The organism is Novosphingobium sp. BL-S-21 (genome assembly GCF_055521655.1).
The window spans coordinates 697,566-723,280 of the sequence record NZ_JBVFVP010000003.1 but is presented as its reverse complement, the minus strand read 5'-3'; the positions used below and the strand labels follow the sequence as shown (position 1 = coordinate 723,280).

16 protein-coding genes and 1 pseudogene are annotated in these 25,715 nt (G+C 59.5%); 9 read left to right on the top strand and 8 right to left on the bottom strand.

All coding sequences use genetic code 11. From position 1 onward, the window contains the following. Positions 1–353: 353 nt before the first annotated feature. Entirely contained in the window at positions 354–539 is a 186-nt protein-coding gene (locus ACZ1J6_RS25600; protein ID WP_132270126.1) for a DUF6771 family protein, read from the bottom strand. 519 nt (positions 540–1,058) lie between these two features. On the opposite strand from ACZ1J6_RS25600, the gene ACZ1J6_RS25595 reads away from it, so the two are divergent. Then, the gene (locus ACZ1J6_RS25595; protein WP_465128861.1) at positions 1,059–1,637 is read left to right on the top strand and encodes a PAS domain-containing protein; all 579 of its coding nucleotides are present in this window, start codon (positions 1,059–1,061) and stop codon (positions 1,635–1,637) included. Positions 1,638–1,738: 101 nt separating this feature from the next. Here ACZ1J6_RS25595 and ispH read toward each other — a convergent pair whose 3' ends face one another. Beyond that, the gene (gene ispH / locus ACZ1J6_RS25590) at positions 1,739–3,610 is read right to left on the bottom strand and encodes a 4-hydroxy-3-methylbut-2-enyl diphosphate reductase (RefSeq protein WP_465128518.1); all 1,872 of its coding nucleotides are present in this window, start codon (positions 3,608–3,610) and stop codon (positions 1,739–1,741) included. A 132-nt stretch (positions 3,611–3,742) separates the two neighbouring features. Between ispH and ACZ1J6_RS25585 the strand changes: the two genes are divergently transcribed. Together ACZ1J6_RS25585 and uraH are read left to right on the top strand one after the other, a co-directional pair. Beyond that, positions 3,743–5,215 (top strand): phytoene desaturase, encoded by a 1,473-nt coding sequence (locus ACZ1J6_RS25585; protein WP_465128517.1) that lies wholly within the window; start codon positions 3,743–3,745, stop codon positions 5,213–5,215. 282 nt (positions 5,216–5,497) lie between these two features. Beyond that, positions 5,498–5,896 (top strand): hydroxyisourate hydrolase, encoded by a 399-nt coding sequence (uraH, locus tag ACZ1J6_RS25580; RefSeq protein ID WP_132270120.1) that lies wholly within the window; start codon positions 5,498–5,500, stop codon positions 5,894–5,896. 369 nt (positions 5,897–6,265) lie between these two features. Here the strand turns inward: uraH and ACZ1J6_RS25575 are convergent, their stop codons facing one another. After that, positions 6,266–6,442 carry a hypothetical protein gene (locus ACZ1J6_RS25575; protein ID WP_165921562.1) on the bottom strand — a complete coding sequence of 59 codons (177 nt, stop codon included), beginning with the start codon at positions 6,440–6,442 and terminating at the stop codon, positions 6,266–6,268. Between the two features lie 699 nt (positions 6,443–7,141). Beyond that, positions 7,142–7,864, bottom strand: a complete 723-nt coding sequence (locus ACZ1J6_RS25570) for a YegP family protein (protein ID WP_465128516.1) — start codon at positions 7,862–7,864, stop codon at positions 7,142–7,144. 1,427 nt (positions 7,865–9,291) lie between these two features. Between ACZ1J6_RS25570 and ACZ1J6_RS25565 the strand changes: the two genes are divergently transcribed. Continuing rightward, positions 9,292–9,648 carry a hypothetical protein gene (locus ACZ1J6_RS25565; RefSeq protein ID WP_465128515.1) on the top strand — a complete coding sequence of 119 codons (357 nt, stop codon included), beginning with the start codon at positions 9,292–9,294 and terminating at the stop codon, positions 9,646–9,648. Between the two features lie 542 nt (positions 9,649–10,190). After that, positions 10,191–10,397 (top strand): annotated as a pseudogene (locus tag ACZ1J6_RS25560) (transposase); the annotation flags it as partial. A gap of 27 nt (positions 10,398–10,424) precedes the next feature. On the opposite strand, the gene ACZ1J6_RS25555 reads toward ACZ1J6_RS25560, so the two are convergent. Further along, the gene (locus tag ACZ1J6_RS25555; protein ID WP_465128514.1) at positions 10,425–11,966 is read right to left on the bottom strand and encodes an ArnT family glycosyltransferase; all 1,542 of its coding nucleotides are present in this window, start codon (positions 11,964–11,966) and stop codon (positions 10,425–10,427) included. 460 nt (positions 11,967–12,426) lie between these two features. Between ACZ1J6_RS25555 and ACZ1J6_RS25550 the strand changes: the two genes are divergently transcribed. Further along, a complete protein-coding gene (locus ACZ1J6_RS25550) occupies positions 12,427–14,283 on the top strand; it encodes an AsmA family protein (RefSeq protein WP_465128513.1) in 1,857 nt (618 codons plus the stop codon). A gap of 35 nt (positions 14,284–14,318) precedes the next feature. Here the strand turns inward: ACZ1J6_RS25550 and ACZ1J6_RS25545 are convergent, their stop codons facing one another. Then, positions 14,319–15,533, bottom strand: a complete 1,215-nt coding sequence (locus ACZ1J6_RS25545) for a DUF2252 family protein (RefSeq protein WP_465128860.1) — start codon at positions 15,531–15,533, stop codon at positions 14,319–14,321. A 222-nt stretch (positions 15,534–15,755) separates the two neighbouring features. On the opposite strand from ACZ1J6_RS25545, the gene htpG reads away from it, so the two are divergent. Together htpG and ACZ1J6_RS25535 are read left to right on the top strand one after the other, a co-directional pair. Further along, positions 15,756–17,642 (top strand): molecular chaperone HtpG, encoded by a 1,887-nt coding sequence (gene htpG / locus ACZ1J6_RS25540; RefSeq protein WP_465128512.1) that lies wholly within the window; start codon positions 15,756–15,758, stop codon positions 17,640–17,642. Between the two features lie 635 nt (positions 17,643–18,277). Then, positions 18,278–19,501: a hybrid sensor histidine kinase/response regulator gene (locus tag ACZ1J6_RS25535; RefSeq protein WP_465128511.1), complete on the top strand. Its 1,224-nt coding sequence runs from the start codon at positions 18,278–18,280 to the stop codon at positions 19,499–19,501. Positions 19,502–19,950: 449 nt separating this feature from the next. Here ACZ1J6_RS25535 and ACZ1J6_RS25530 read toward each other — a convergent pair whose 3' ends face one another. Next, positions 19,951–20,079, bottom strand: coding sequence for a hypothetical protein (locus ACZ1J6_RS25530; RefSeq protein ID WP_465128510.1), 129 nt, complete (start codon positions 20,077–20,079; stop codon positions 19,951–19,953). Between the two features lie 372 nt (positions 20,080–20,451). Then, positions 20,452–22,590, bottom strand: coding sequence for a TonB-dependent receptor (locus ACZ1J6_RS25525; RefSeq protein ID WP_465128509.1), 2,139 nt, complete (start codon positions 22,588–22,590; stop codon positions 20,452–20,454). Between the two features lie 783 nt (positions 22,591–23,373). Here ACZ1J6_RS25525 and ACZ1J6_RS25520 point away from each other — a divergent pair. Next, positions 23,374–25,686: a TonB-dependent receptor gene (locus ACZ1J6_RS25520; protein ID WP_465128508.1), complete on the top strand. Its 2,313-nt coding sequence runs from the start codon at positions 23,374–23,376 to the stop codon at positions 25,684–25,686. Positions 25,687–25,715: the final 29 nt, after the last annotated feature.

Here is a 25,715-nt window from a genome sequence, read left to right as displayed (position 1 = left end):
CATCGTCGGTTTCATTTTGTGGGTCATGATAATGTCCCAGGGACCAAGGCAATTTCAGCCAGTTTAAAACCTATTGGCTAGCTGGGAGATCGCCGCCGTGGGTTCGGCGCTTAGGTTCATAGCCGCGCTGCCGTTCTGGGCGGTAGCGGTCTTGCTGTCCATCCCGTACTGCGTGTGCATGTACACGACGGCTTTCATTCACAAGGAACAATGATCATGCCTTGGCTTTTTCGCCCAGGGCTTCCTCGGACGAAAGGCCGCCCGCGAGCCGCTTTGTAGGCCGAATTGATAGCTGGCGGTGAACAGGCATGGTAAGCGGACCCGCTGTCGCTCCAGCGAGAAAGCGTATTTGCCTACTCGGCTGCGCGGTTCGCTTCGGCATCCGAAGCACGGTCTTCCAGGGCTCTGGCGATCATCGCGGCAAGCGTTTCTTCAGCGCGAATACGAATTGCAGGGTCTTTCGCCTCGAGATCGTGACGGATCCATTGGGGTGTCCGTTCCAAGACCTGCGAAATGATCAATGTTATATCGTTGTCCATGCCGCGCCTATGGCGAAGTCAGAATCGCATGTCCAGATTTGGTGCTTTTTCGGGCGGTGCCCGGCGGCCAGCCTGGTCCAATAAATCTCGGCTTTTGTTGCCGCAGCTCCCAGCGCCAGGACCGGCAAGTGGAGACGTCTCGCATTTTTTTCAAGGCCTGCAGGGATATCCGCGAGCCAACGGGAGGGCCTCGAAGCAAGACGGTTCGCATCCATGCCCACGATCGCGTCCGCAAGAAGAGGGCCGGCGCGGCGGGCGAATTGGCAAAAGTTAACCTGGATCGAGGTCCGCCAGAAACCGGCTGGCTTGTTCGATGGTGGCGGCTTGGTCTTCAACAGTCTGGCGGTCCCATGTCGCGCAAGGCATTGCGAGGCGATGATTGTTTCGCAGCTTTTCGCGATGGCGTAGGGACAAGGATCTTCCTAGGAAATCCGAGGGAAACTGCAGGTCTTCTTCTAGGTTTCCCTGATGCCCATTGCGATATGGCCTAATGTGAAGCGAAAGATGTTGCCCGAGGCTATGGATCCGAATTTTCTTATATCGAACAGCCGGGTGGCGGCAGTGGTCAGTGATCCCCGCCTGACGGACAATCCGATCGTGGCTTGCAATGCGGCTTTCCTGGATTTGACGGGCTATGGCCGCCAGGAGGTTGTGGGCCGCAACTGCCGCTTTTTGAGGGGCGCTGGCACCGAGGCTGAACAAACCCAGCGCTTGCGTGATGCGATAGCGGCCCACCGCCCGGTAATGGTCGAACTCACGAACTATCGGAAGGATGGGTCTGCCTTTTGCAATGCGGTCATGGTTGCGCCGCTATTCGATGCATCGGGAAATTTGCAGTACTTCCTGGGCTCTCAGATGGCCATCGACGGTACAAGTGGCAGCCGATTGGAGCGAGCGCGGGACCTGATGGAAAGCTTGTCGCCTCGCCAGCGGCAGATCTTGGAAGCTTTGGCGCGAGGCCAACTCAACAAGCAGATAGCGTTTGATCTGCAATTGACGGAGCGTACAATCAAGATGCACCGCGCCGCCATGTTGCGAGCGCTAGACGTTCGCACTGCCGCCGAAGCTATCCGCATCGCTGTGGAGGCAGGCTGCTAGAGCATCTTCCCGTCCGGTAAAATTACCTGCCGGCTCGAAAAAATTGCGATCAATCGGAACGCTTGAGCAGGGGATCCCCCGCAATCGGATAGTTAAGTGAGCTAGTGATCGCGCCGCGCGGCAAATCGGGCAATTTCAAGAAGCGGCGCTGCCGCGGGGCCAAATGGAGCCAAAGCCTCCGCGCATTGTGTTAGCAACCGTTCGGCTTCGCAGGCGGCCCCCTCCAAACCCATTACCGACATGGCATTTTGCCGTCCCCTTGCCGCATCCTTGTGCAAGGCCTTTCCGGCAACAGCAGGTTCGCCGGTCTCATCGAGAATATCGTCCTGCAACTGGAACAAAACTCCCAGGTTTTGCGCGAATGAGTCGAGGCGTCGACGCTCCTCCTCCCCGCAGCCCGCCAGAGCCGTTCCTGCCTCTACTGCAAACCGAAAGAGGGCGCCGGTCTTGCGGGACTGGCACTCGGTAAGCTGCTTCCGGCTGATCGTCCCGCCAGGATAGAGATCCATCATCTGGCCTCCGGCTAGGCCATCCTGCCCGATGGCGCGGCTGAGTGAGAGGACCAGACCGGCGCGCACGGCGCCATCTTCGTGCGTTCTTGGATCGGCCAATGTCTCGAAGGCAAGCGCAAGCAGGGCATCGCCGGCCAGAACGGCGGTAGCCTCGTCGAAGCGGCGGTGCAGGGTCGGCCGTCCTCTTCGAAAATCGTCGTCGTCCATGCAGGGAAGATCGTCGTGAACCAGTGACTGCGCATGGACGCATTCGATAGCGGCACCGGCGCGCAGTGCCTGCTCGCGCGATCCGCCTAGCATTTGCGTAACCGTCAGAATGAGCATGGCTCGAAAACGCTTGCCGCCTCCCATCGCCGCCAGCCGCATGGCCTCAGCGAGCCTGGGGCTGCGCCCGGGAGCGCGGCCTATCGCATCCTCGAGGACCGCGTCGATTTGCTTTCGCGCCGCGGCGAATGCGCCAGCGAAAGATTTGGTCACGTCCGTCTCCAGCGAAGCCAGGGAGACAGGCTTGAAGCGTATATGCTCCTCAACGCCGGGCGTCTCCACCAGCGAGAAGCCCTTTGCCTCAAGCCAACGGCAGACCTGCGTGATGGCCTCCTCAGGCGCCGAAGCGGCCGCGCTCAGCCCCACCACAGTAGCAGCATCGATCATCTGACCGGTGAGATCGGCTGCGTCTTCGATTAGATAGGATTGTTTTGCGCCAGCCCCTCTGGCTGTCTCGGTAAGACGCCGGGCATTCGAAGAGGTCCGGTCTCCCACGATGAGCATGATATCGCAGCGCGATGCGATTTGCACGACGGCGGCTTGCCGGTTGGTCGTGGCATAGCAAATGTCGCTCGACCGCGGGCCTTGGCAGTCGGCAAAGCGCAGTTTGATGGCACCGACAATTTCCGCGGCATCCGAGACCGAGAAGGTAGTCTGGATAGCGTAAGCGATTGCAGTATCCTTCTCCAGCAACAAGGCTTCGACTTCCTGCGGTGTCGCCACAACCGATATCGACCCTGCCGGCACTTGCCCCAAGGTTCCGGTTATTTCAGGATGTCCAAGATGGCCGACAAGAACGATATGCCGTCCCAGGCGGTGCCAGAGCGCTACTTCGGAATGGATTTTGGCGACCAGCGGACAAACAGCATCGACAACGCGCAGCCTGCGCCTTTGCGCTTCATCCTTGACGCCCTGAGCACTGCCGTGCGCGGAAAGGACAGTCACCGCACCTTCCGGGATGGCGCTGATGCCCTGCACGAAGATGGCGCCCCTTCGCTCCAGTCGCTCCACGACCTGCCGGTTGTGAACGATGGCGCGGCGAACGTAAACAGGCGGTCCGTATGTTGCGATTGCATCTTCTACAGCTGCGATCGCTCGCCTAACGCCCGCGCAGAAGCCGCGGGGATTTGCAAGCAGCACGGTACGCGGAGCGCCGGCGAGGCCTTTCGAGATCTCGTCGTGCTGGTCAGCTGGCATTTTTCGATCCTATCACAATTTATGATCCCTGCTTTTTCAAAGTGTTTCCACCCTCCCTTTTGGACAGGTTGCCGAATGCATGCAGCTGCGTAGCGCTGCCTGGCAATCGAAAAGAATACGGCGGATTCACTAATGCCTGCTGCGACTTCAGCTATTGTCATAGGATCGGGTTTCGGCGGCTTGGCGCTGGCGATCCGGCTTCAGTGTGCCGGCATCGCAACCACAATCGTGGAAGCGCGGGACCGGCCAGGGGGCAGGGCTTACTGCTGGAAACAGGATGGGTACACCTTCGATGCAGGCCCCACTGTCATAACCGATCCGTCGTGCCTGGCCGAATTATGGGCGTTGTCGGGCCGCTCAATGAGCGATGACGTGGTCCTGCGGCCCGTCGACCCGTTCTACCGGTTGATCTGGAACGATGGGACCTGCTTCGACTATTCCAGCGATCAAGCTGCTCTAGATGCCGAAATAGCCAAGCTGAATCCCAATGACGTTGCAGGATACCAGCACTTTCTTGCCTATTCGCGCGCCGTTTACGACGAAGCTTACGTAAAGCTTGGAACGGTCCCGTTCCTGAGTTTCAAGAGCATGATTGAGGCAGCCCCCGCACTTGCCCGTTATCAGGCGTGGCGTTCGGTATATTCGGCAGTTTCCAGCTTCGTTCATGACGAAAAGCTGCGCCAGGCCCTTTCGTTTCATACCCTTCTCGTCGGCGGCAATCCCATGACGACAAGCAGCGTTTATGCCCTCATCCATCACCTGGAAAAGCTGGGGGGCGTCTGGTGCGCGCAGGGAGGTACCAATGCGCTTATCGACGCGCTCGCAGTGCTCTTTGAAAAGCTAGGGGGGAGGCTGGTGCTGAACGAGAAGGTGGACACCATCACGCATTCGGGCGGCCGCGTCACCGGTGTAGTTACCAAGTCCGGGCGCTGCTTCGAAGCAGACCAGATCGCCAGCAACGGCGATGTGGTGGGCACTTACGCATTGATCGCAGATTCCAGCTACGCCGCTCGCCGGGTGAAATCCCTCAAGCGCAAGCGTTTTTCGCCGAGCCTCTTTGTCGTCCACCTGGGGCTAAAAGGAACGTTTCCCCACATTGCGCACCATTCGATCCTGTTCTCGGATCGCTACGGCCCCTTGCTGAAGGACATTTACTGCCAGGGCAAAGTTCCGCAGGACCCATCGATCTATCTGCACAATCCGGGGGCCAGTGACGAAAGTCTTGCTCCTGCCGGCAAATCCGCGCTGTACGCGCTTGCGCCGGCGCCGCATCTGGGATCCGCGCCAATCGACTGGAGTCTTGAAGGAGACGAGTACCGCCGTATCATCATCGATCGCTTGCGGGCCACTCTCATTCCCGACATCGATCAGCGGATTGAGCTCTGCTTCCATTATACCCCCTGCGACTTCCGCGATGACCTGGGAGCGCATATGGGAAGTGCTTTCAGCTTGGAACCGATCCTGACCCAAAGCGCCTGGTTTCGCGGTCACAACCGGGACGATCACTTTCCCAACCTCTATCTGGTGGGAGCTGGCACCCACCCCGGTGCCGGCATTCCAGGGGTCGTGGGAAGCGCTAAGGCCACGGCCTCCTTGATGGTGTAAGTTTTTGCCAAGACATATTTGACACAGGGGCTGCCCTGCAGACGGCGAACATCGAATAGCTTGAAGCAGTCTGAGTAGCTCCATACTGCAGAAACAATGGGCGAGGATGGGCACGCAGGAAGTTTTGGGACACAGGAACAGCGGATACCGCGCCGCCGATAGGCCAGGATGGGCTTTGTCAGCGCCGCTGGAAGATGACGTGCATGATAGTGACAGCTGACCGCGAACCGCTTTCGAGCTTGATGCGCCAGTGCCTGCTGAGAACAAAAAGGATCGCGAATAATGAAAGCCCTATTTTCAGTCCTGATCATGGGAGCAGCACTGACACCATTGCCGGGGCTCGCCGCCGAAATTTCGACGCACATTCTGGACTTGACCCGCGGGGCAGGGGGCGCGGATGTACCAGTCGTGCTCTATCGCTCCGATCGGCAGGGGACATGGGTCGAAGCTTGTAAGGCAAAAACGGACAGCGATGGCAGGGTGCGTTCCTTTGGCGACAAAGAGCAGTTCGCACCGGGCGTCTACAAGCTCCAGTTCGATATGCGGGGCTATAGGACCGCAGGCGCAGAGCCGTTCTTTCCGGAAATCGACGTCGTGTTTCGCGTTACGGATGCAGCCGCCCACTATCATGTGCCAGTGGCGGTGAGCCCTTATGGGTATTCGACCTACCGGGGGAACTGACCGTTCCTAGAAGCGGCTCTAACATTAGGGCGCTGTTCCGAGAATAAAGCGCGCCGATGCTGAGCTGCCGCCAGTGCCTACGAAACCGGGCCTGCTGGCCATAGTCAGCGGTGCACGGCGAAGAGCCCGGTTCCATTCCCAGAAACCAGGTTGGGCGAGAGTTCGAGGCCGCAGCCCTCTTCCGTCCGCCGCACAGGCAGTGCGTTTGAGCGGCCGCACGATTGTTTGTCGCAGAAGCGGCCTTACCAGACGCCCGTGCGGCCTGATGCCCCCCTATCTGTCGGTGCCGCTAAAAACGGAAAAGGATCATGCCGCTTGCGGCATGATCCTTTTCTAAAGAAGAAACCTCCGCCGAAGCGGAGATTGTCTTTAATTTCCAGTGCCGGGCTGCGAGCCCTTGGGAGCCTTGCCGTCCTCGATGCGCCCTTCGTTGCGAAGATCGCGGCCTTCCTGCGCCTTCTTCTGGCTCTCAGGGGACTTGCCATGCTCGTTGAGCTCTTCCTTGACGTAACCGGCGGCTTCTTTTGCCTTGCCTTCGATGCTCATGATCCTCTCCTTTGCTGATGTGATGATACGGTTCTATCCTTGAATATCGCACCAGCCTCAACAACGGTTCCCGTAAAGCTATGATCCGGGCACCGGAACCGATTTGAAATGCGCAGTTCGAGGCAAGCCTCTGCCCGGAATATTGCGTGGAAGGCTGAACGATCAAGGGGTTAAACGGAGCGCGCAAGTCAATAGACGGCGAGCGCAGGGTAGACCCTTCTGCAGTTCCCTGATGTTTCTATCGGACCCAATCCTCCGGCAGATTTCATGCAGGAAGGTTTCGAAGAGCCGGCAATTGCATGGCCCTGTGCCTGAACATTTGCCCTACGGCCGTGCCATTCCGCCCCGCTTCCCCGGCCCCTTCGGTTTCTCCGCCAAACAGGCGCAAAATTGCCGATGATCAGCTCATTGACTTCTTCGCCTCGCTCGAGATCGTCCTCGTCGTCTAAATGTCCCTGATCTCGAATGCCGAGAAGATCTCGCGCACCGCCAACGTATTTGAATCGAGAGAAGGAAGTTACCGCGCGCGCCGGCCAAGATCGCCGCCAGGCGCTCGAAGTCACCTCTATCGAACGCGTCGGCGCCGTAGCCGGTCGGCCACCCTCAGTGGCCGGATCGAGTTAGAACAGTATGCCCGCCCAGCCAAAGCGTTCGATGACCAAGAGCAGATGCTGCAGATGTTAACTAATATTCGAGAAATCAGTCGATGAAGATATTGGCGTTTTGACTGTTCTCTTTTAGAAATTTCACTGCTGTTAGACACTCTGTTTCAGTCCGAAAGCCAGACCCCTGGGCTATCAATACGCCGTTACTCGCCCGGAGGTTCCATCGCCAATCACCCCCAGCGAGCCGGGTAGAAGTTAGCATGACGCGTTCAGCTCGGAAAATACTGAAACAGGCCTTTCTTGGGGGCGTCAAAGAAAGAGTGAAGGAGCCGCCCTCATTCTCCCACCGCTCCCACTGATTGCCATCCGAAGGTATTTGTAGCGCGCCGTGATTGTTCAAGCGGGCGACGTTATGTGACTTCGAAGCTGAGACGACGTCAGGTACGGACATAGGTCGCGCCGCATGACGCTGTTCGATACTACGGAGGAAATGTTCGCAGTAGTGGCCTGTTGTTACGTGATCTTGCTCGTAAGTTCCAAGATCATGTCCATTTCCGAAGCGAGCGTTTAATCGCTCGAAGATTGCAGGGTCATCGTCAGCCAAGTCGCAGATAAGCGCTTGTAGGATTCGTTCATGAGCAAGTACGCGACGCTCCAGTGTGGTTTCTTCACTTGGCTGGGCATTAGCGCCGCAAACAGGCGATTTCACTACCTTAGCGTCCTTCTCTCGGGGAGCGCGTACGAATTGCTCAGCCTCATCGCTTGCCGAAAAAAAAGCTGAAAAGGGGCTGCTTTGGTTTCTAGATTTGCTGGTCATTGGAGTCACCGCTTGAGCGGGAGCACTCAACTCTCGGTCGCCTCTTGCTCAAAAAAGGAAATGGCGATGTTTCGGATATGGGGGTTTTGGAACGATTTTCAAGATGAGTCGTAAATACTAGGCCGCTAAAAAAAAGAATATATAAATCATTATCCAGTAATTTTATTCATGACAAAATTTCAACATTTTAACATCATACTGTTCGATGTAAGTTCAAAATGTTGTGCTTTTCGCAAAGGTGGAGATCTAGCATTACGGCTGCGGCGCGCCATCGCCAACCCCCTGGCTGGTGCTTAGCTTATGCGGCTGGCGACATAAGTCTCCCCCAACGGGTAAAGGGTTTATGGACCGCTTTCCATTAGGGCGAATCTGCGGATTCATTTCCAGCGCGGTGCTGCCCACAGGGACATGTGCGTAACATGCTCCCTCGACGGCGGTTTCGACGGCAACGCTCGGTACCGCGACCCGAGAGACCGGGTGCTTCCCCAAACCCCCTTTCCAAGCATCTGCGCGCGAACTTCCGACCGCTCATGACGGCGAGCTTCGCCAGAAGCGCGATGGAGGCGCCGGTGCAACCCCTTTCCCCGGTCGCCCGGCACGAAACGAACGTTTTTTTGGATGTTGGCAGGACCTGTGACGAGCTCTCGGCTTGAATTTGAGATTTCTGGTTGAGCTTTAAGGCTGGCGTTGCAACTGCGCCAAAGGAGCTAGTGCGGTACAAAAATACGTTGGATATTCAAGGCGCAAGAGATGCAGAGTTCTCAAATGCCGCGGTGCGCCGGCACCGGTGTTCGGGAGCTTGCGAAGAATATCGGATGCCAGCCTCGCCTCGGGAACTGAAGGTCGGCTCACCGGAGGCGAGTTTTCCACAAACACGCCTTATTGCCAGATGCCTGAAACAATCTCGCTTTCGAGGTGTTGAAACTTAGACTGTGTGTCCCCACGGTAGCTTGGCAACCGGTGCCCTCCGGTTCTTGAGGCCGCTCCTTCTTGTGGGGGCGGCCTCTTTAGTTTGGCAAAAGCGCAAATTTTCGTTTCCAGCTGGAACTATTCACAAAGGCTTGCGATTAGTTCGGCAGGTGTCGGCGCTTTGCGCACTTTCGCGAGGAGTCGATGAAAACCGGTGCCGAGCGCCGGATTCACGAAAGAGACGAGGCCCTGCAGCGATGAAGCTGCAGGGCCTCTTTGCTGGCCGTGACACCGTTCGAAGCAGAAATTATCCGGCCGCTGCGCATAACAATCGGGGGGAAGGGTCGCATGACCCTGCAGGGACCTGAAACTATTGGGTCAAGCCATAACAGCCGAGGCTGGGTGAGAACCGTCGCAAGAGTTTCTGGAGGACGGGTTGAATAACCGGCGGGATAAGGCTTTTCAGCTGGCGGAACTTTGGCTTGGCGGGGACCGTTTCCTTTTAAAGGAGACCGAACGTGAAGGTTCAAACACCGAGCGAAGCTTCGCAACCCAAGGCGGCGGCGGGCGAAGACCAACAGGATAAACACGCCGCGAGCGTCCCAGAAGCCCGTGGCGCGGACCAGTCGGAGGATGGCGGCCGGCCCGATCGCAGCAGCGGCGAACCGTTGCAGCGCGACGCGGACGCGGATTCCAATCTCCAGGCCAAACCGTCCGTGAAACAACGCGGCAATATCGCCGTGTCATCGCAGCCTGCAGACGATCCCAATCAAAAAGATCCGAATGAGCGAAGTGACATGATCTCCGAGCGCCGAAATCCTGGCCAGCATGGCGGCGGGGGCGACCCCGGCTGGAAACCGAGCGGGCGTCCATAGTTGGCCGCGGCACGCAGGGCAGGAATTTGCTAGCCCAAAGCAGGGTTCGAGTACGGAAGCAGCGCCGCCGGCCGTCGCTCCCATGATGCTCCCGAAACCGCTGCCAGCCCAGCGCGCAAGGTAACCCTGTTTTAAGAGGGCGGCGGAGAAGACAATTGGTGAGCTACCCGCCCCGCGCGCGGTAGTGCTGCGTTCGAAGAATGCATATTGTCAGCCGAACTGCCGCCGCAAGACTTTACGCCTCAGCCGCTGCGGGTAGCTGCGCGTCGGTTTTTTCACAATTCAACGCGCGTAGGCGAAAACGAAACGATTGCCGGAGAACCAACTTTGCTTGCCGCATTTTGATGGGCGAATATTGCTCTTGATCCGCTAAGCAATTGGTGCACCTCGATAGCACGGCTGACTGCAAGGCTGAATTCAAGAGTAGCTGGGGCGCTGAAGGATCGTGTCCCAGGACGTGGTGTAGCTGAAGGCTGAGGTGGTCACCGTGATTTTCGGGTAGGTTTGGGTTGTGAAGCTCAAACCTGACGGAAGGAATCACGATGACCGATCCGATGATGCACTTGCGTTCGCTGGTAGAGAAGGCCCCCGATGCAGATATTCTGCGCGAGATGATTTCGTTTGCCGCCGAGCGGCTGATGGAGATGGAAGTCGGCAACCTGATCGGAGCCGGCCATGGCGAGAAATCTGCGGCGAGGCTGGTCCAGCGCAACGGCTACCGCGAGCGCGACTGGCAGACGCGAGCCGGCGTCTCGTGCTCGTCTATCCGGTGATAGCTAGCTGAAGTTCCTCAGCTCCGGCCAGAGCTGTTCGAGCGGAGGCCTCACTCCCTCGCACAGTGCAATAACTTTACCGTTTTCGTAGGCCATCGCATATCGTGACCAGGTCCTGTCAAGCAGCGTTACCTTTTCGCAATACGGTTCCAGTCCCGCCAGATCGTCCTGAACGACTACCAGATGGCGAGGGCGCTGGCCGCGCATTCCCCATAGGAAATATTGATTATGACCGCTGAGAACGGGCGGCAAATGCCTGCCGTATAGGTCGAGCGCTGCAGCTTCGCCGTAATTGTCGACTTTAATGCCCGTTTGCGCGCGCAGCGGGGCGGGAAGGTGGTGCCACGCTGTCTCGACCTGATCGGTGAAATCGTGCCAGCCTAACTGGTCCGCGAAAACCTGCGGCAGAACGGTGCCTTTAAAGCTGCGTTCCTGCTGCTGAGGGGCGATGCCGATTCTGCCCATGTAAGCCGCGAGTGCGGCTGGCGAAAGGATTGGGAGCGCCATCGGCGCCAGAGCGGCGGAAATGATGACTGCTGTTAAGATCCCGAGGCCTGCGATGACCTTGCCCGGCCCGCCTTTTGCAAGAGGCGCCAGGCTGACTGCGCCGATAATGAAAAGCGAAGGGTAGAGGGGGGCCAGGTAGTAGTCCTTCCCGTGGCCAAGCCTGACGATGATGAACACGGTGACTGCCGCTATGGTAACGAAACGCAGGTCCCTGACCCGGCCCAGCACGAAGGGTGCGACAAGCCCGGCGGCGCATAAGGGTGCTAGCAGCAGGTTCATCACCAAAACCTGGTTTGCCAGGAACGGAAGAAGGGCCACATCTGCGTTTTTGCCTCTGGCAGCCGCGCCCAGCTCAAGGAAGGGAAAGCCGTGCGCCAGTTGCCAGACGAAGGAGGGTGCTGCGATCGCTGCTGCAAGAGCCAGACCCTTCCATAACGCCGGGCGCAGCAAAATGCGCCGCTCTCGTGTCAGGAGCACGCCAAGGGTCAATCCTACCAACCAGAACGCCATGGCGTATTTGATCTCGAGCGCCGAACCGGCGACCAGCCCGGCAAGCAAGAGCGCCCGGTCGTCCCCGGATCGAAGCGCTTTCGTGAGCAAGTAGGCGATAGCGGTCCATCCCAAAGGATCGAAAGCCGATGTGTTGAGAGTGGCGGTAAGACCCATCAGCATAGGCGAAAGCGCACAGGCAACCGCCGCAAGCGCCATGGCGAGGGAATTTCCACCCAGGAGCCGAACAAACCGCACGGAAAGCCACACGAGCAGCCCGGCCGCGATCATGGCAGGAAGCCGCACCCCCCAGGCGCCAAGTCCCAATTTGAACAGCCCTGCGGCCATCAGGGGCACCCCCGGTGGCTGGTCGACATAACCCAGTGCTGGGTGCTGACCGCAGACGATGAAGTAAAGTTCGTCACGGAACAGATCGTATCTTGCGCCAAGAGCGGCATGTGCAAAGAACACTAGCAGCGCCGGTACGCAGGCCGCCAGGTCGACAGGCGCCCGATCAGGTTTAGTCGTTATTGCCATGTCCTCGGGCACTGCCTTTTCCGAAACAACCTATATCCCGGAATTGCATAGAAAAGCAGCTTATCTCAAGAGCCAGGCAAGGAGCACGGCGAACATAGCTTCGGGTAATGCATTGCATCTACGCCAGCTTCCCCTCAGGAGGCCTGCCGATGGTTCGGACGTGAACGCAATTGCGTTGTTCTGCTTGCGAATGCGTCGAAAGGGTGCGGCGGGTTTGGGTGCAACGCGCGCCGCTGCAAAATTCGGAACGAGCTGCGAGCGTTCTTGAGTATTCATGAAGATCGTGATCGTCGCGGGGATATTATGCCCGGACTGGTCCCCGCTGCCGAGATACTCAATTCAATCCCGGGCCGTGCGCCAGCGGCAAGCGGGGATCATCCGTCATGTTCGCTCAGGCTCTCGGTAGCTGTGCTGTCTTAAGGTCGGTGTGCACCGCGCGGGAACATTTCGCGCTACCACTCGTCCACAGACGATGACCCGCGGCTCTGTAAAACGCATCGCTTTCAAGATCTCCCTCGCAGCATTGGCCGCGTTGATCGCACTGCTTGTGTTGGTTGCATCATTTCCGGTCTCGTGGCTCAAGAACCCGGTCGAGCACTTGCTCAGCGACAAGATAGGGAGGCCGGTCACAATCGCGTCGATGGACCGAGAAAACTATTTCTCCCTGAACCCGGTAATGCGAATGGCAGACATTCGCGTGCCGCAGGCCCAATGGGCAGGTTCTGGAGATATGGCGACGATCGGCCTCCTGCGGCTTAGGCTGCATGCCATGTCACTGCTGACCGGGAAGATCGACGCTGACATTCTCTCGGCGCGAGGCGTCAGGATGAACCTGGTGCGCCGCGAGGATGGGCGAAAGAATTGGGAGCAGCCGGGGTCGGGCGCTAAGGCGGGAAATAGCACGGGAATGACCGTATCGAACGTCGAGGATGGGCTAATTACCTACCGCGATGGTCTTCAAAAGCGCAGTTTTTCCATTTCGGTTCAAGTCACACCAGAGAAGGGGCTCGCGGCAAAAGGCACCGGGCAAGTGGACGGCGCGCCGGTGCGGGTGGCGATCCAGGGCGGGGTAATGGATACCGCGCAGCCATGGCCCTTCGATGCGAGGATCGAGGGCACGGCGCTGGCTATCCATGCTTCAGGCAAGATGGCCGGGCCGCTTCGCTTCGATGACATGGATTTTCGAATGACGGCGCGGGCGGACGATCTGAAGCGGATCGACCGGATCATTGAGGCGGGTCTGTTCGGTACTCAAGCGGTCGATCTCGCCGCGGACGTTACTCATAGAAACAAGACCTGGTCTGTCCGTTCCCTGCGGGGAACTATCGGAACGAGCACGCTCACCGGATCTGTGACCGCGCTCAAGCAAGACGAGCGAACCAAGCTCGATGGTCGCTTGCGCTTCGCCCGCCTCGACTTTGACGATCTGGCAAGCAATGAAGGTCATGCCAGGGCCCTGCAACTTGAACAGGCGCAGGGTTTGCGGCTGGTTCCGAACACGCGGGTCAATATCCGGAAAATTGACAAAACCGATGGCCGTATCGCGGTCAACATCGATCGTGTGGTCGGCGGACGACGCCCATCCTCAATCACCGATCTCTCGGCCGTCCTGACCTTGGACAACCGGTTGTTGACAGTCGAGCCGCTACGTATCGGCATGAAAACCGGGGAGATCACCGGCAAGGCGATCGTCGATCAGAGAGACGGCAGGCCAGTCCCGCGCGTGACGCTCTCCCTCGACTTGAAGCACAGCGACATTTCCGCGCTCGCAGGCGGGGGAAGCGCGGAGGTGACCGGACGAATAGACGGGCGGGTTCGGTTGGAGGGAAGTGGCAGCACGATCCGGGAAGTGGTGGGAAATGCCGATGGCTCGATCGGGTTGGCGGCAAAATCGGGATCGCTTCCCTCCAAGATCGCCGCTTTGATCGGCTTCGATATCGGCAAAGGAATACTGGGCAGCGATGCCGGCCGTTCGTCCTTGCGCTGCGGCATTCTCAAGCTGGATATGCGCGGCGGGCGAGGAACTGCCAATCCCTTGCTGATCGATACCAGCGTAAGCCAATCGCGTGGAACCGGCACGGTTACGTTCCCCGACGAGCGCCTTGCCCTCACCTTGGAGGGCACACCCAAGACCGATGCCGGGCTGCGTTTTCCAGGCCCGATCAATGTGAGCGGAACGATCCGTGATCCTGAGATCATCGTGCCCAAGCAGTCCAAATCGGTGGGGGCAATCGTCAAGATGATCGGGCGCGCGATCAGCGGAAAATCCGGGCCTATAGCGCCCGATGCCGATTGTAGCAGCCTGATCCGCGCGGCACTGGCAAAGTAGACGGCCAACTGTATCGCGGACCTGGGAGTGGCCCTTCAGTTGGCCAAAGCGTAGACCCGGCAATGCTCAAGGTAACCTGCCTCATGGCGGGCGGCGAGTTCGACAACGGAACGCCAGAGCCAAGACGGCGCATCAAGACCCGAAAAACGACCTTTTCTCAAAACATGCAGCCAATCGCTGCGCACCCCATCGTCCATCTGGCGCGCATGGGCCTTGCCCACGACATGCGCGAGATAGCGTGCCGCCTTCTGCGCCTCGGTCCGCGAGAACTGCTCGACCTCGATCTTGAGGTCTTGCGGCATCAACTCCCTGACGAACATCGAATGACCAAGCAGCCGCGCCGTGGCCATACGCTCACCGAGATGGGGTGAAAGCGCAAGAGCTGCCGCAAGCACGCGCTGGGCCGGTTCGCTTGGCATCGTTGCACCGGGCGCCGCGGGAGCGATAGGATCGACTGCTTCCTTGAGATCGATCAGCGAATAATCGATAGTATCGCGCCCCTTGAGCCCGACAATTGCGGCGAACCGAAGCAGCCCGAGCGAACTACATCCTTTCATCCAGTAAGCCGCATCCGCCATGAACGGCTTACGGTCCTCTCCCTTGCGGTCGAGCGAGAGTATCATGCGGCTGACTGGCGGGTGGATCACGATCTCGCGCAAAGCGTCCCGCTCATTGTCGTCTAGCGGCCAGAAACGCTTGCCGATCGGAATGGCCGGCTCGACATCCTCCAGGCGCTCCTTCGCGAGATGCCGCCACTTGCGACTGATGGCACGGCGGCGGACCGTGCGGACGACTTCCGGCTCCTCTTCGCACACCATTCCTTCATCGTCAGGGGATACAAAGGCGCGTTCATAGCCTTCGATCATCTCTTCCATCATTCGCGCCGTGATCACGCCTGGGAGGTCCGAACCGCGCGCAGCGGTTGCCAGCGAAAGACCCAGACGGATCAGATCGTGGGCGGGATTGCCGATCACCGCTTGATCGAGGTCGCGGATCTGGATGGCGACCTTGCCTTTGCCGTCAGCGATCGGGCCCAGATTGCCGAGGTGGCAGTCGCCGCAGATCCACACCGGTGGCCCTTCGGGAATGACCCGTGCAGACGCTGTGTCCGCCAGCCATTCATAGAACCGCAGCGTGTTTCCTCGAACGTATGCATGTGCAGAGCGGGCCATCTTCAGATCCCTGCGGGCGTGCAGGATGGAAAGGCGTTGTGCTGGGTCAAAATTCTTCATCGCGCAATGAACGAGCAACAAAACCGCTAGTTCCGCTCGCCTCAGAGCCGGCTGGAGAACCTGGGATATTTAGCTCATCCCCGGCTGACTCAAGGCGGCAGTCCGAACGCACGCCGCCGATCGCAGGTAATCACGGAGACCTCGGCCCCTGGCAACAGCATAACCGAGCGCCCCTTGAACGAGAGCAGCGTTCGATCCATCTGGCGCGGGCAAGTCTTAAACATGCGAGCTAAGGATACGATGACCACAGATTCAGCTATCGCCCCTGAAACCCGCGCCTTTGAGGCGGACGTTTCCAAGCTCCTGCACATGATGGTTCATTCGGTTTACTCGGACCGGGACGTTTTCCTGCGCGAGCTGATCTCGAACGCTGCCGATGCGTGCGAGAAGCTGCGCTACGAAGCGATCGCGGAGCCATTGCTTCTTGGAGAAGATCCGCAGCCGCGGATCACCGTGACGCTCGACAAGGAAGCAGGCACGCTGACGATTGCGGACAACGGCATCGGCATGACCGCCGCCGACATGGGCGAGACGCTCGGCACCATCGCGCGCTCCGGTACCAAGGCTTTCATGGACCGACTTTCTGCAGAAAAGGGCGCTGAAGGGCAGCAACTCATCGGCCAGTTCGGTGTCGGTTTCTACTCTGCCTTCATGGTGGCAGACAAGGTCGAGGTGGTATCACGCCGAGCGGGTGAAACCCAAGCGGCCACTTGGTCTTCCGATGGCCTTGGCACTTACACTATCGCACCGGCAGATCCTGCACGGGCTCCGACGCGAGGGACGCGGGTGACGCTGCATCTTCTCGAGGACGCAGCGACCTATGCAGAGCGTTACAACATCGAGCGGATCGTCAAGGCCCAGTCCGGCCACGTTCCGGTTCCCATCTTCATCGAAGAAGCCGGGAGCGAGGAGGAAGCAGCCCAGGTCGCGGATGGTGCAGCGCTATGGACGAAGTCCAGGTCGGAGATCAGCGAGGAAGACTACATCGATTTCTACCGCAGCGCGGCGGGTCAGTTCGACAAGCCGGCTTTGACACTTCACTACCGTGCCGAAGGCCGGCACGAATATTCAGTGTTGACCTTCATTCCGGAGAGCAAGCCGTTCGATCTGTTCGACGCCGATCGAGGCGGACGCATCAAACTTTACGTGCGCCGGGTGTTCATTACGGACGAGGCGGAGATCCTGCCCCGCTATCTTCGCTTCGTGCGAGGACTTGTTGATTCCGCCGATCTTCCCCTCAATATGTCGCGCGAGATGATTCAGGACAGTCCGGTCCTGGCTGCAATCCAGAAGGGGGTAAGCAATCGAGTCCTGTCCGAACTCGAGAAGCTCGCCGCTGCCGAGCCCGAGCGCTACCAGGCAATCTGGGACAATTTCGGATCCGTGCTGAAGGAAGGGCTGTACGAGGATTTCGCGCGGCGCGAGACGCTGCTTGGTCTCGCCCGTTTCAAGACTACCGCCTCGGAGGGCCAATGGCGTTCGCTGGAGGACTACGTCGGTTCGCTGAAGGAAAACCAGACAGCGATTTTCTACGCGGTGGGCAATGATATTGAGCGGATCGCGAATTCCCCGCAGCTCGAAGGCTTCAAGGCGCGCGGCATCGAAGTCCTGCTTTTGCCCGACCAGGTCGACAGCTTCTGGACAACGATGGGCGCGGACTACAAGGGCAAGCCGTTCAAGTCAGTTACCCAGGGCGCGGCCGATCTTAGCCTCATTCCCCTGGCGCAGGGCAGCAGCGAGCCTGAGGATATTGGCGAAGACCTTGCCGGTTTCATTGCCTTTGCGAAGGAAGCTTTGGGAGACCAGGTGTCCGATGTGCGCGTTTCGGACCGCCTCACCACCAGTGCCGTCTGCATAGTTGCACCTGACAACGCAATGGATCTCCAGCTTGAGAAGATGTTGGCCTCGGCAGGCCGGGCACCCGAGAGGGCGAAGCCCGTGCTCGAGGTCAACGCAGGTCATGCCTTGATCGCGAAACTCGCGCGGACGGACGCTGGCGCCGATGAACGGCGTGACCTTGCGTTTCTCCTGCTGGACGAAGCACGGATCGCGGAAGGCGAGGCGCCGGCCGATCCGCGAGCGTTCGCGCAGCGACTCGAGCGCCTGATGACCAGAACCCTGGGCTAACGAGGGAGGGGAGCCGTCTGGCTCCCCTCGTTTGTCCGCCTGGCGTTCGGCGCACGTAAAATGGCAGCCGGCAACGCGAGAAGACGCAAAGCGGATCCTGGCCATGGCCGGATGTAACACTCGGGCGCCCGGCGCCCGGGCGAAGTGAATATGGTGCTGCAGGAAATTGCCTCACATCCGGCCTCGCTCGGATGCACACCCCCGGAAAGAAACTTGCCTCAACACGTTTTGAGCGCTGCCCCTGCGCGAAATCGGGCCAGATCTCCGGCGCGTGCCCGGCGCACGGATCTAGGCCTTTCCGGCAAATGGCAGCATCTTCACTGGCGATCTGCGAGCTGAGACATAGCCTATGCGAGCGTGAAACCGCCGTGGCCTTGATCGCATGCGCCGCCGGATGGATAGAGCGCCAATAGCTTCGGGGTCCCGACGACAAACACAGGCCGCGACCCTTGTGGCCGTGCAAAGATGCATCCTCCCGCACCATGAGGAGCTAGCCCGGTTCCTGCCGCTTGCTGCGACCAGCAAAAGCTCTGCATTTGCGCGAAGCCAGTCCATCCTATATCGGTGCGGGGGCCTTCGAGACACTAGCCAATCAGGCATCTCAATCTCGAGCATAAAGCGCGGAACAATTATAAGTGCAGCAGGACGTAAAAACAGCGATAGTCGAGGGGTTTGCAAATCCGGCAGATGCATTGAAAGGGTCGATGCAAACGATTGCCCATATTCTGGCAGTCGATGATGTCCCCGCCAATCTGGTCGCCCTAGAGGCAATGCTGAAGCGAGACGATGTTGTAATCCGCAAGGCCAGTAGCGGGGAAGAAGCTTTGGAGCTGCTGCTGGAACATGAATTTGCCTTGGCACTGCTGGACGTGCAGATGCCAGGAATGAATGGCTTTGAACTGGCCGAGCTCATGCGAGGCACCGAGCGTACGCGCCAGGTGCCGATTATTTTCTTGACCGCTGGTGACGCCGACAGTCGGCGTCAGTTTCGCGGGTATGAGGCAGGCGCAGTCGACTTCATCCTCAAACCCGTTCAGCCCGATGTACTACGGAGCAAAGTACAGGTCTTTGTCGATCTCTTCCTTCAACGCCGCAACGTTGCGGCTGAGCGCGACGGACTGGCTGATATCGCCGTGGCTTTGGCCGAGGCCGACGACGCCAAAGATCAGTTCCTCGCTATTCTCGCGCATGAACTGCGCAATCCGGTAGCCGCTTTAATGAGCGGCCTCGATCTGCTCGACCGGCCGCGCACCGAGGAAGGCTCGCGCGAGATCCGTTCGCAGATGCGGCGCATGGTCTCTCACCTTGGACGTCTGGTCGAGGACCTGCTCGATGTCTCTCGGATCAAGGAGGGTAAGTTTGCCCTGCGATTGGCTCCGCTAGATCTGCGAGATGTCGCCGCACTCGCGCTCGAGGGCAGCGGGCATGCCGTGAGGGCTGGAGGCCACCGCCTGATGCTCGATATTCCGGATCGGCCGCTGGAGATGACAGGGGACTTTTCAAGACTAGCCCAGGTGCTGGCAAACCTCCTCGTCAACGCAGCCAAGTACACGCCGACCGGCGGCAACCTTTCGCTGAGTATCCAGGATGCCGGCGAAGCTTACAGCATCTCGGTAAGTGACGACGGTGTGGGCATTCCTCCAGCCATGCAGTCGCGCATCTTTGAAAAATTCGCGCAAATCGAACGCGCTGGCTCTAGCTTGCAGGGAGGCTTGGGCCTCGGATTGGCGCTGGTGAGGCACTTGGTGGATCAGCATGGCGGAACGATTTCGGTTATAAGCGAGGGGGAGGGCAAGGGTGCCAACTTCATTCTGACCTTGCCCAAGCATCCCTTGATTGCGGTCGATCCTGCGGCGTAAGTATTTGCCAGCTTCGGAGCCAGGCCTGGTATATCTCTGGCGGTTCCGTCAGTGGATGATTGCTGGGCAGGGGGGATGAAGCTGAGTTGCGCCAGGCGCCAGGATCGTTCTTTTTCCCGGGGCCTTTAGCCGCGTGGATGCCGGCGTTCCGCCGGGGGCGAACGCCGTGTCCCTCTGCCCTGATCAGGCGCCCGGTTTCACTGAGCCGAACGTTGGCTTGCGGCAAGTCGCTGCAAAGCCGCTCCTCCAGCTTCAATGCATCTGGCGAAAGTTTGGGGCTCGACAAGGCCCTCGGCGAGCCCTCGACCAGTTCGGCGCTCGACGAGCGAAGCCCCGTCACGCCGTCGCTGATAATGTCGGTCGAGATAACGGCAGAAGCAATGGAATCCTCCCGCCACTACCCGAGCCCGACAATACCGGCAAGGCCGGCAGCGCCGGTCAAGCCCCGGTCAGTAAATTGGCCTCGTTTCCGGGCTCATCGGTGTGCAGAAGCTATCATTCAGCTTTTCCGCGAGCGGCAGCTCCTTGCGGCGGGCCAGCATGGGCGGGACAAGGAAATAGAGCTGGGCGGCGATCATCAGCCAACCGCGCCAGACTTCATGGCTATACGGCAGGCAGGGACACGAGAGATGCCAAAACTATTCGAAAGTCGTACGGCGACTATGTAATGATCCGGGAATATGGCTACTTTCTATCTGCAGAATGGCGGCCAGATACGGATTGAAGGGTGAAGCTGAACGCTTACCACTCACCACTCACGGGCTCCCAATATGAGACTATAACGTGAGTGGTGCCAATTCCGTTAGGCGGCGTGGAATTTGTTCACGCCTCCTAACGGAATTGGTCGGCATAGTTATCAGTCGGCTGAAGGGGTTATCCATTCCTACCGCGAGGTGGTGTTCTTCGCCTGTCACCTAATTTGTACGTGTAAAGCGACAGGCGCCTCTTTTTTAGAAACTGTATTTTGCCGTACCAAGGACCGTGCGGGGATTGGCCATTATGCGGGGGTTGATCACTGAAAAGCCGAAGCCGGTCGTCCAGTAGGTCTGGTTGAACAAGTTTTTACCGGCGATCTGGAAGTTCCACGGTCCCACGTCGTATCCCGCATAGGCGTTGAACAGCTGGGTCGCCTTTACATGGCCGACCTCCAGATTGTCCGGCGTCGAGAAGTACTGGCCGCGGAAGGCGGCGTCGGCGCCGAGTTTGGCAGTACCCGGACCGACCTGCAGGGAGTAGTCCACGCCGATGGTGCCTTGGTATTTGGGCAGCGAAGGCGGGTTCTTGCCGATCAGCGAACCGACGGTGGAGTCGGTGGAGAGGTATTTGCCCCGGTTGATCGAGCCGTTGCCCCATATCTGGAAACCAGTGAGCGGGCGCCAGGCCAGTTCGGCCTCAATGCCGGAAATCCTTACGTTGTAGTTCTCGACAAGGAAGCCGCCGTCATTGAGGTTCACAGTTTCCTGACGGTCCGTGATCTTGTTGACGAAGCCGGCAATGGAGCCGCGAATGGTGCGGCCGATATCGGCCTTTACTCCTGCCTCCCAGGCTTTCGTGGTCTCCGGGCGATAGGCGGTCGCCAGTTGCACGGCGGTGGAGGCGAGGCCGTTATAGCCGCCCGACTTGAAGCCGACGGTGTAGGAGGCATAGAGCAGCATGTCGGGCGAAAGCTTGAAGTTGACGCCGAGTTTGGGCGTGAACTTCTCGTAGTGGTCGCGGCTTATCGCTGGCGTGCCGGCCAGCGTCGCGTCCAGGCTCTTGTCTTCCAGTGTATACCGGCCGCCAGCCACCAGCGCGAGCTTGTCCGTCACGTTGAAAGTGAACTGACCGTAGCCTGCCCAGGCATTCGTTTCGGCATGGAACCGGGTGGTCGAGGGGGCGAAAAAGATCGTGGAGTTCATGTCCTGATCGCCCTGCTCGTGGAAGTAGTAGAGTCCGACGACATAGTTCACCAGATCGTCCGCCACCGAACCGGCGAACTGTGTTTCCTGGCTGGCCTGCCATGACTTGGAGCGGCTCTCGCGTTCGAACAGCGAGATCGGCGTGTCACCGTTGCTGCCGATCATCGAAGGATAGACTCCGCCGGAAAAGTCCTCTCCCCAGCTGTCGTTCAGGCGCGAATAGGCGGTGATCGAGGTGATGGTGCCGCCCGGATAATCGGCGGAAAGGCGCAGCGATCCCCCCTTCTGTGTGACGGTGGTATAGGACGGGAAGGGCGAGAGCACGGTGCGGTATGAGCCGGAGAGCGGCACGATCGTGCCGTTTTCGCCAGTGACGGTGTTGCTGGCCCACTGGCCGTCGCTGTTGAGATGAACATAGAACAGATTGAGCCGGCCTTTGACGACGTCCCCCTTGTAGGCGAGATCGAACTGACCGCCCTGGAAGTCTTCCTTGCCGACCTCCCGGTCCAGCGTGGCATTGTACTGGCGGCCGCCGTCGCGCGCGCGGACGATGCCGTTGAGTGAGAAGGCCCACTTGCCGTCCTTGCTGAGGGGAACGGAAAGGTAGCCCTTCACGCGGCGTTCGTTCCAGGTGCCGTAGCCGACCTGCACATTGCCGGTCAGCGTATCGGCGGGCTGCTTGGTAATGATGTTGATCGCGCCCGCCGCCGCATTGCGGCCATATAGCACGCCTTGCGGGCCGCGCAGCACCTCGATCCGCTCGATCTCGGCGAAGTCGAGAAGGGCGGCCTGCATGCGGGCATTGTAGACGTCGTTCACGTAAAGTGCGACTTCCGGTTCCGACATGATGTAGCCGCCGTCCGTCACGCCGCCACCGCGGATATAGGCAGTGAGGCCGGCGCTGCCGCCGGTCACCGAACTCAGGTTCACGTTGGGGGCGAGTCGGCCGATATCGGTAGGGGAGAGCACCTGACGCGTCTCGATCTCCTCTGCGGTGATGGCGGTTACCGAGACCGGAACGTCCTGAAGCCGCTGGTCGATACGCTGGGCGCTGACCACGATGTCTCCGAAGCCCTGTTGGGGAGCGTCATGATCCGGCCCTGTTTGCGGTGCCTGCTGCGCCATGGATACGGCAGGAAGCGTTGTGAGTGCCGTTGCGACTAGCAGCACCCGCATGACAGACTTCTTCATTTGAAAAACTCCGATTTGAACCCTGAACCTTGCTTTGCGTCACCGGACCGCTCTGCGTCGGCTTGGTGCGGCACCTACTTCCCGGGCCGCGGGCGGGTGTTCCCCTGCCTGCGATGTCTTCCTGCAATTCCCGACAGGGCCGGGATGCAGCAGGAATGCCCTGCGACGATCGCTATCCATGCGGATCACCGATGGTCGGACATGAAGCGGTGCAGCACCTGAATGTCGCGATTGATCGTCAAGGTCCATGACGATCCGCGCATGAGTTCACGGTGGGACAAATTTTTTTCACCCCCTCATCCGACAGGCGAACAGGGTGCAGAATCAGCGCCGATGCGACGGTGAAAAAGTAAACCTCATGGGCATGGACAAGCGCTCGATCGTTACGACGAAGCAGCTTGCGAAGCGGTTCACCCCGCAGCCGGATACGCAAGTACTCCGACCTTTGAAGACTGGGACATGCCAAGGAGGGTTTCCTCCCAGCGGTTCCGTTCTTTTTTCGATGGAAGCTCGTCTGGAACGAAACTCCTGACCTGTTCGGGTCAGTCCCTCCCGCATGTCGATGTTCGACAGGGAACTTCTTCGGGTACGCGCCGTGAGAGCGCGCGGTCCGGACAACATCGAGGGGCTACCATGATCAGAAACAGTCACATTTTACGATTCACGACGGCGATTTCCACTGCGCTCGCATGTGGCGCTATTCCGGGCTTTGCCCAGTCGGCCCTCGCCCAGTCGGCATCCGGGCAGTCCGCACCGGCGCAGGCCACCTCGGGGGCCGGGGAAATGGCTCCTGGCGACATCGTCGTCACTGCACGCAAACGGGAGGAGAGCCTGCTAAAAACGCCGGTCACGGTGACCGCGATGACTTCGGAAACGCTGGAGGCCAAGGGCATCGTCTCGATACAGTCGCTGGCGAGTTCGACGCCGGGCATCAACATCAACAACAGCTCTTCCGGTCATGCCGACCGCTCCTTCCAGCAGATCTCGCTGCGCGGCTTCACCCCGGTGACGACCAATGCGACGACGACCTCGATGTTCATCGACGGGGTTCCGGTCGCCTCGCCTTCGCCGTTCACTTCGATCAGCGATCCCGAACGGATCGAGATCCTCAAGGGGCCGCAAAGTGCCTATTTCGGCCGCAATACCTTTGCCGGTGCGATCAACTTCGTGAACAAGGAGCCGGGTGGCGAGTGGCACGGGCAATTGACGGGAATGATCGGCACGCGCGACAATTGGCGCCTGCGCGGCTCGGTCGAAGGCCCGATCATCGGCGACGTGCTGACATTCCGGATAACCGCGGATGCGTTCGACAAGGGCGGATCGTGGAAGAACCGCTATGACGGCGGCACGCTGGGCGATGAATCGACGCGCAGCGCGAGCCTCCTGCTCGTCGCCAAACCGAGCGACCGGCTCACCGTCAAGGCGTTCGGTATGTGGACGCGCGACGAGGACGGCCCCTCAGCGCAGACCCGGCTCGTGGCGACGGACATCAAGACGCCGGGCGGCACCCTGATCCAGAGCAGCCAGAGCAATTGCACGACGCCGGGCGGCTATGCCTTCATCTGCGGCACCGCGCCAGGACTTGTTAATCCGGTGAGCGCCAACACCAGCTTCACCAGCCAGCTCAGCAATTGGCTCGAAAATCCCACCGGACGCCTGCTTTCAAGCGGCGAAACGGTCGATCACTATGGTCTGCTGCGCAATTCCATCCACGCGCACCTTACCGCCGACTACGAGATCGACGACCATTTCTCGATCTCGCTGCTGGCTGGGCACAACGAGGAGAAATGGAGCACTCTGGTCGATCTCGACGGGTTCGACAGTTCGTCCTTCACCGGCACGAGCTACTGGAACACCGCCTATTACGACTTTCCCTACCTGATTGAGCGCGAGATGCATGACTACTCGGCGGAAGGCCGGGTAAATTACGATTTCGGCGCCGTTCACGGCGTGGCCGGGGTGAGCTATCTCGAAGCGTGGAACCGGGTGGGCAGCGGCACGCCTATCTACGGCGGCCGCCCCGGCACCACCGGACGCAACGAGAGCGAGACCCTGGGTATTTTCGCAGGCCTCACTTACGACATTACCGATCGCTTCTCGATAAGCGCGGAGGGCCGCTACCAGAGCGACCGGATCGCCACTTACGCCAACAGTAACCTGTCTATCGCTGATTCTATCTATGTTCCGGCGGGCACTTATACGGCGGGTAGCAAGCTGGCTTCGGACAAGTTCCGCAACTTCACGCCGCGCGTGATCGCCAACTTCCAGATCGACCCGGACTTGATGGTCTACGCCTCCTATTCGCGCGGGGTGAACCCGTCGCAGTTCAACGCCTTCTTGCTGGCCTCGACGACGGACTCGGGGGATCGGGCGCTGGCGGCGCAGCAGGGCGTACCGCTCACGGTGCAGCCGGAGAAGCTGACCAACTACGAACTGGGCGTGAAGGGCAAGGCGCTGAACGGCAGGCTGACTTATACGGCGGCTGGCTATTACGCGAAATGGCGCAAGCAGATCACGTCCTATTCGTTCCTGCTCGACGACGGCACCCTGTTCACCGGCGTTGCCAACTCCGGTTCCACCAATCTTTTCGGGCTTGAGGGGGAGACGCATCTGCGGCTGGGCGATCTCGTCACCATCGATGCGGCGGGCGCCTATACGGGCACGGACATAAACAGCTTCGTCAATCCTTCCGTAACCGCCTATTCCGGTATCACCGACTTCAGCGGCAAGGACATGGCGCGTACCTCCAAGTGGTCTGCGAACCTGGGCGTGCAGTTTGGCGGGGACCTGCGCGGGATTGACGATGCCGGCTGGTTCGCGCGGGCGGACTACAGCTTCAAGTCGGGCGTTTGGTCCGACCAGGCGAACCTCATCAAGACGCAGGACCGCCATCTGGTAAACCTGCGCACCGGCCTTTCGCGTGGGAAGGCCTCGATCGAGCTATTCGTGAACAACGCCTTCAACAACAAGGCCTATACCAGCATCGACGATAACTGGGCGATCGCGCCGGGCTATTCGCTGGCTCGCTACAACGCCGTACTTGTCGGCCTGCCCGATCTGCGGACCGCAGGCGTGCAGCTCAAGCTGGGCTTCTGATGACAGGCAGCCGTTGCCGGATGGCTGGT

Bases quoted from the DNA above. Each gene is read 5' to 3' on its own strand.
- ACZ1J6_RS25595 (WP_465128861.1), top strand. From the start codon at position 1,059: ATGGATCCGAATTTTCTTATATCGAACAGCCGGGTGGCGGCAGTGGTC.
- ACZ1J6_RS25600 (WP_132270126.1), bottom strand. From the start codon at position 539: ATGGACAACGATATAACATTGATCATTTCGCAGGTCTTGGAACGGACA.
- ispH (WP_465128518.1), bottom strand. From the start codon at position 3,610: ATGCCAGCTGACCAGCACGACGAGATCTCGAAAGGCCTCGCCGGCGCT.
- ACZ1J6_RS25530 (WP_465128510.1), bottom strand. From the start codon at position 20,079: ATGATCGCCGCCCAGCTCTATTTCCTTGTCCCGCCCATGCTGGCCCGC.
- htpG (WP_465128512.1), top strand. From the start codon at position 15,756: ATGACCACAGATTCAGCTATCGCCCCTGAAACCCGCGCCTTTGAGGCG.
- ACZ1J6_RS25570 (WP_465128516.1), bottom strand. From the start codon at position 7,864: ATGACCAGCAAATCTAGAAACCAAAGCAGCCCCTTTTCAGCTTTTTTT.
- ACZ1J6_RS25520 (WP_465128508.1), top strand. From the start codon at position 23,374: ATGGCTCCTGGCGACATCGTCGTCACTGCACGCAAACGGGAGGAGAGC.
- ACZ1J6_RS25525 (WP_465128509.1), bottom strand. From the start codon at position 22,590: ATGAAGAAGTCTGTCATGCGGGTGCTGCTAGTCGCAACGGCACTCACA.
- ACZ1J6_RS25550 (WP_465128513.1), top strand. From the start codon at position 12,427: ATGACCCGCGGCTCTGTAAAACGCATCGCTTTCAAGATCTCCCTCGCA.
- ACZ1J6_RS25585 (WP_465128517.1), top strand. From the start codon at position 3,743: ATGCCTGCTGCGACTTCAGCTATTGTCATAGGATCGGGTTTCGGCGGC.
- ACZ1J6_RS25575 (WP_165921562.1), bottom strand. From the start codon at position 6,442: ATGAGCATCGAAGGCAAGGCAAAAGAAGCCGCCGGTTACGTCAAGGAA.
- uraH (WP_132270120.1), top strand. From the start codon at position 5,498: ATGAAAGCCCTATTTTCAGTCCTGATCATGGGAGCAGCACTGACACCA.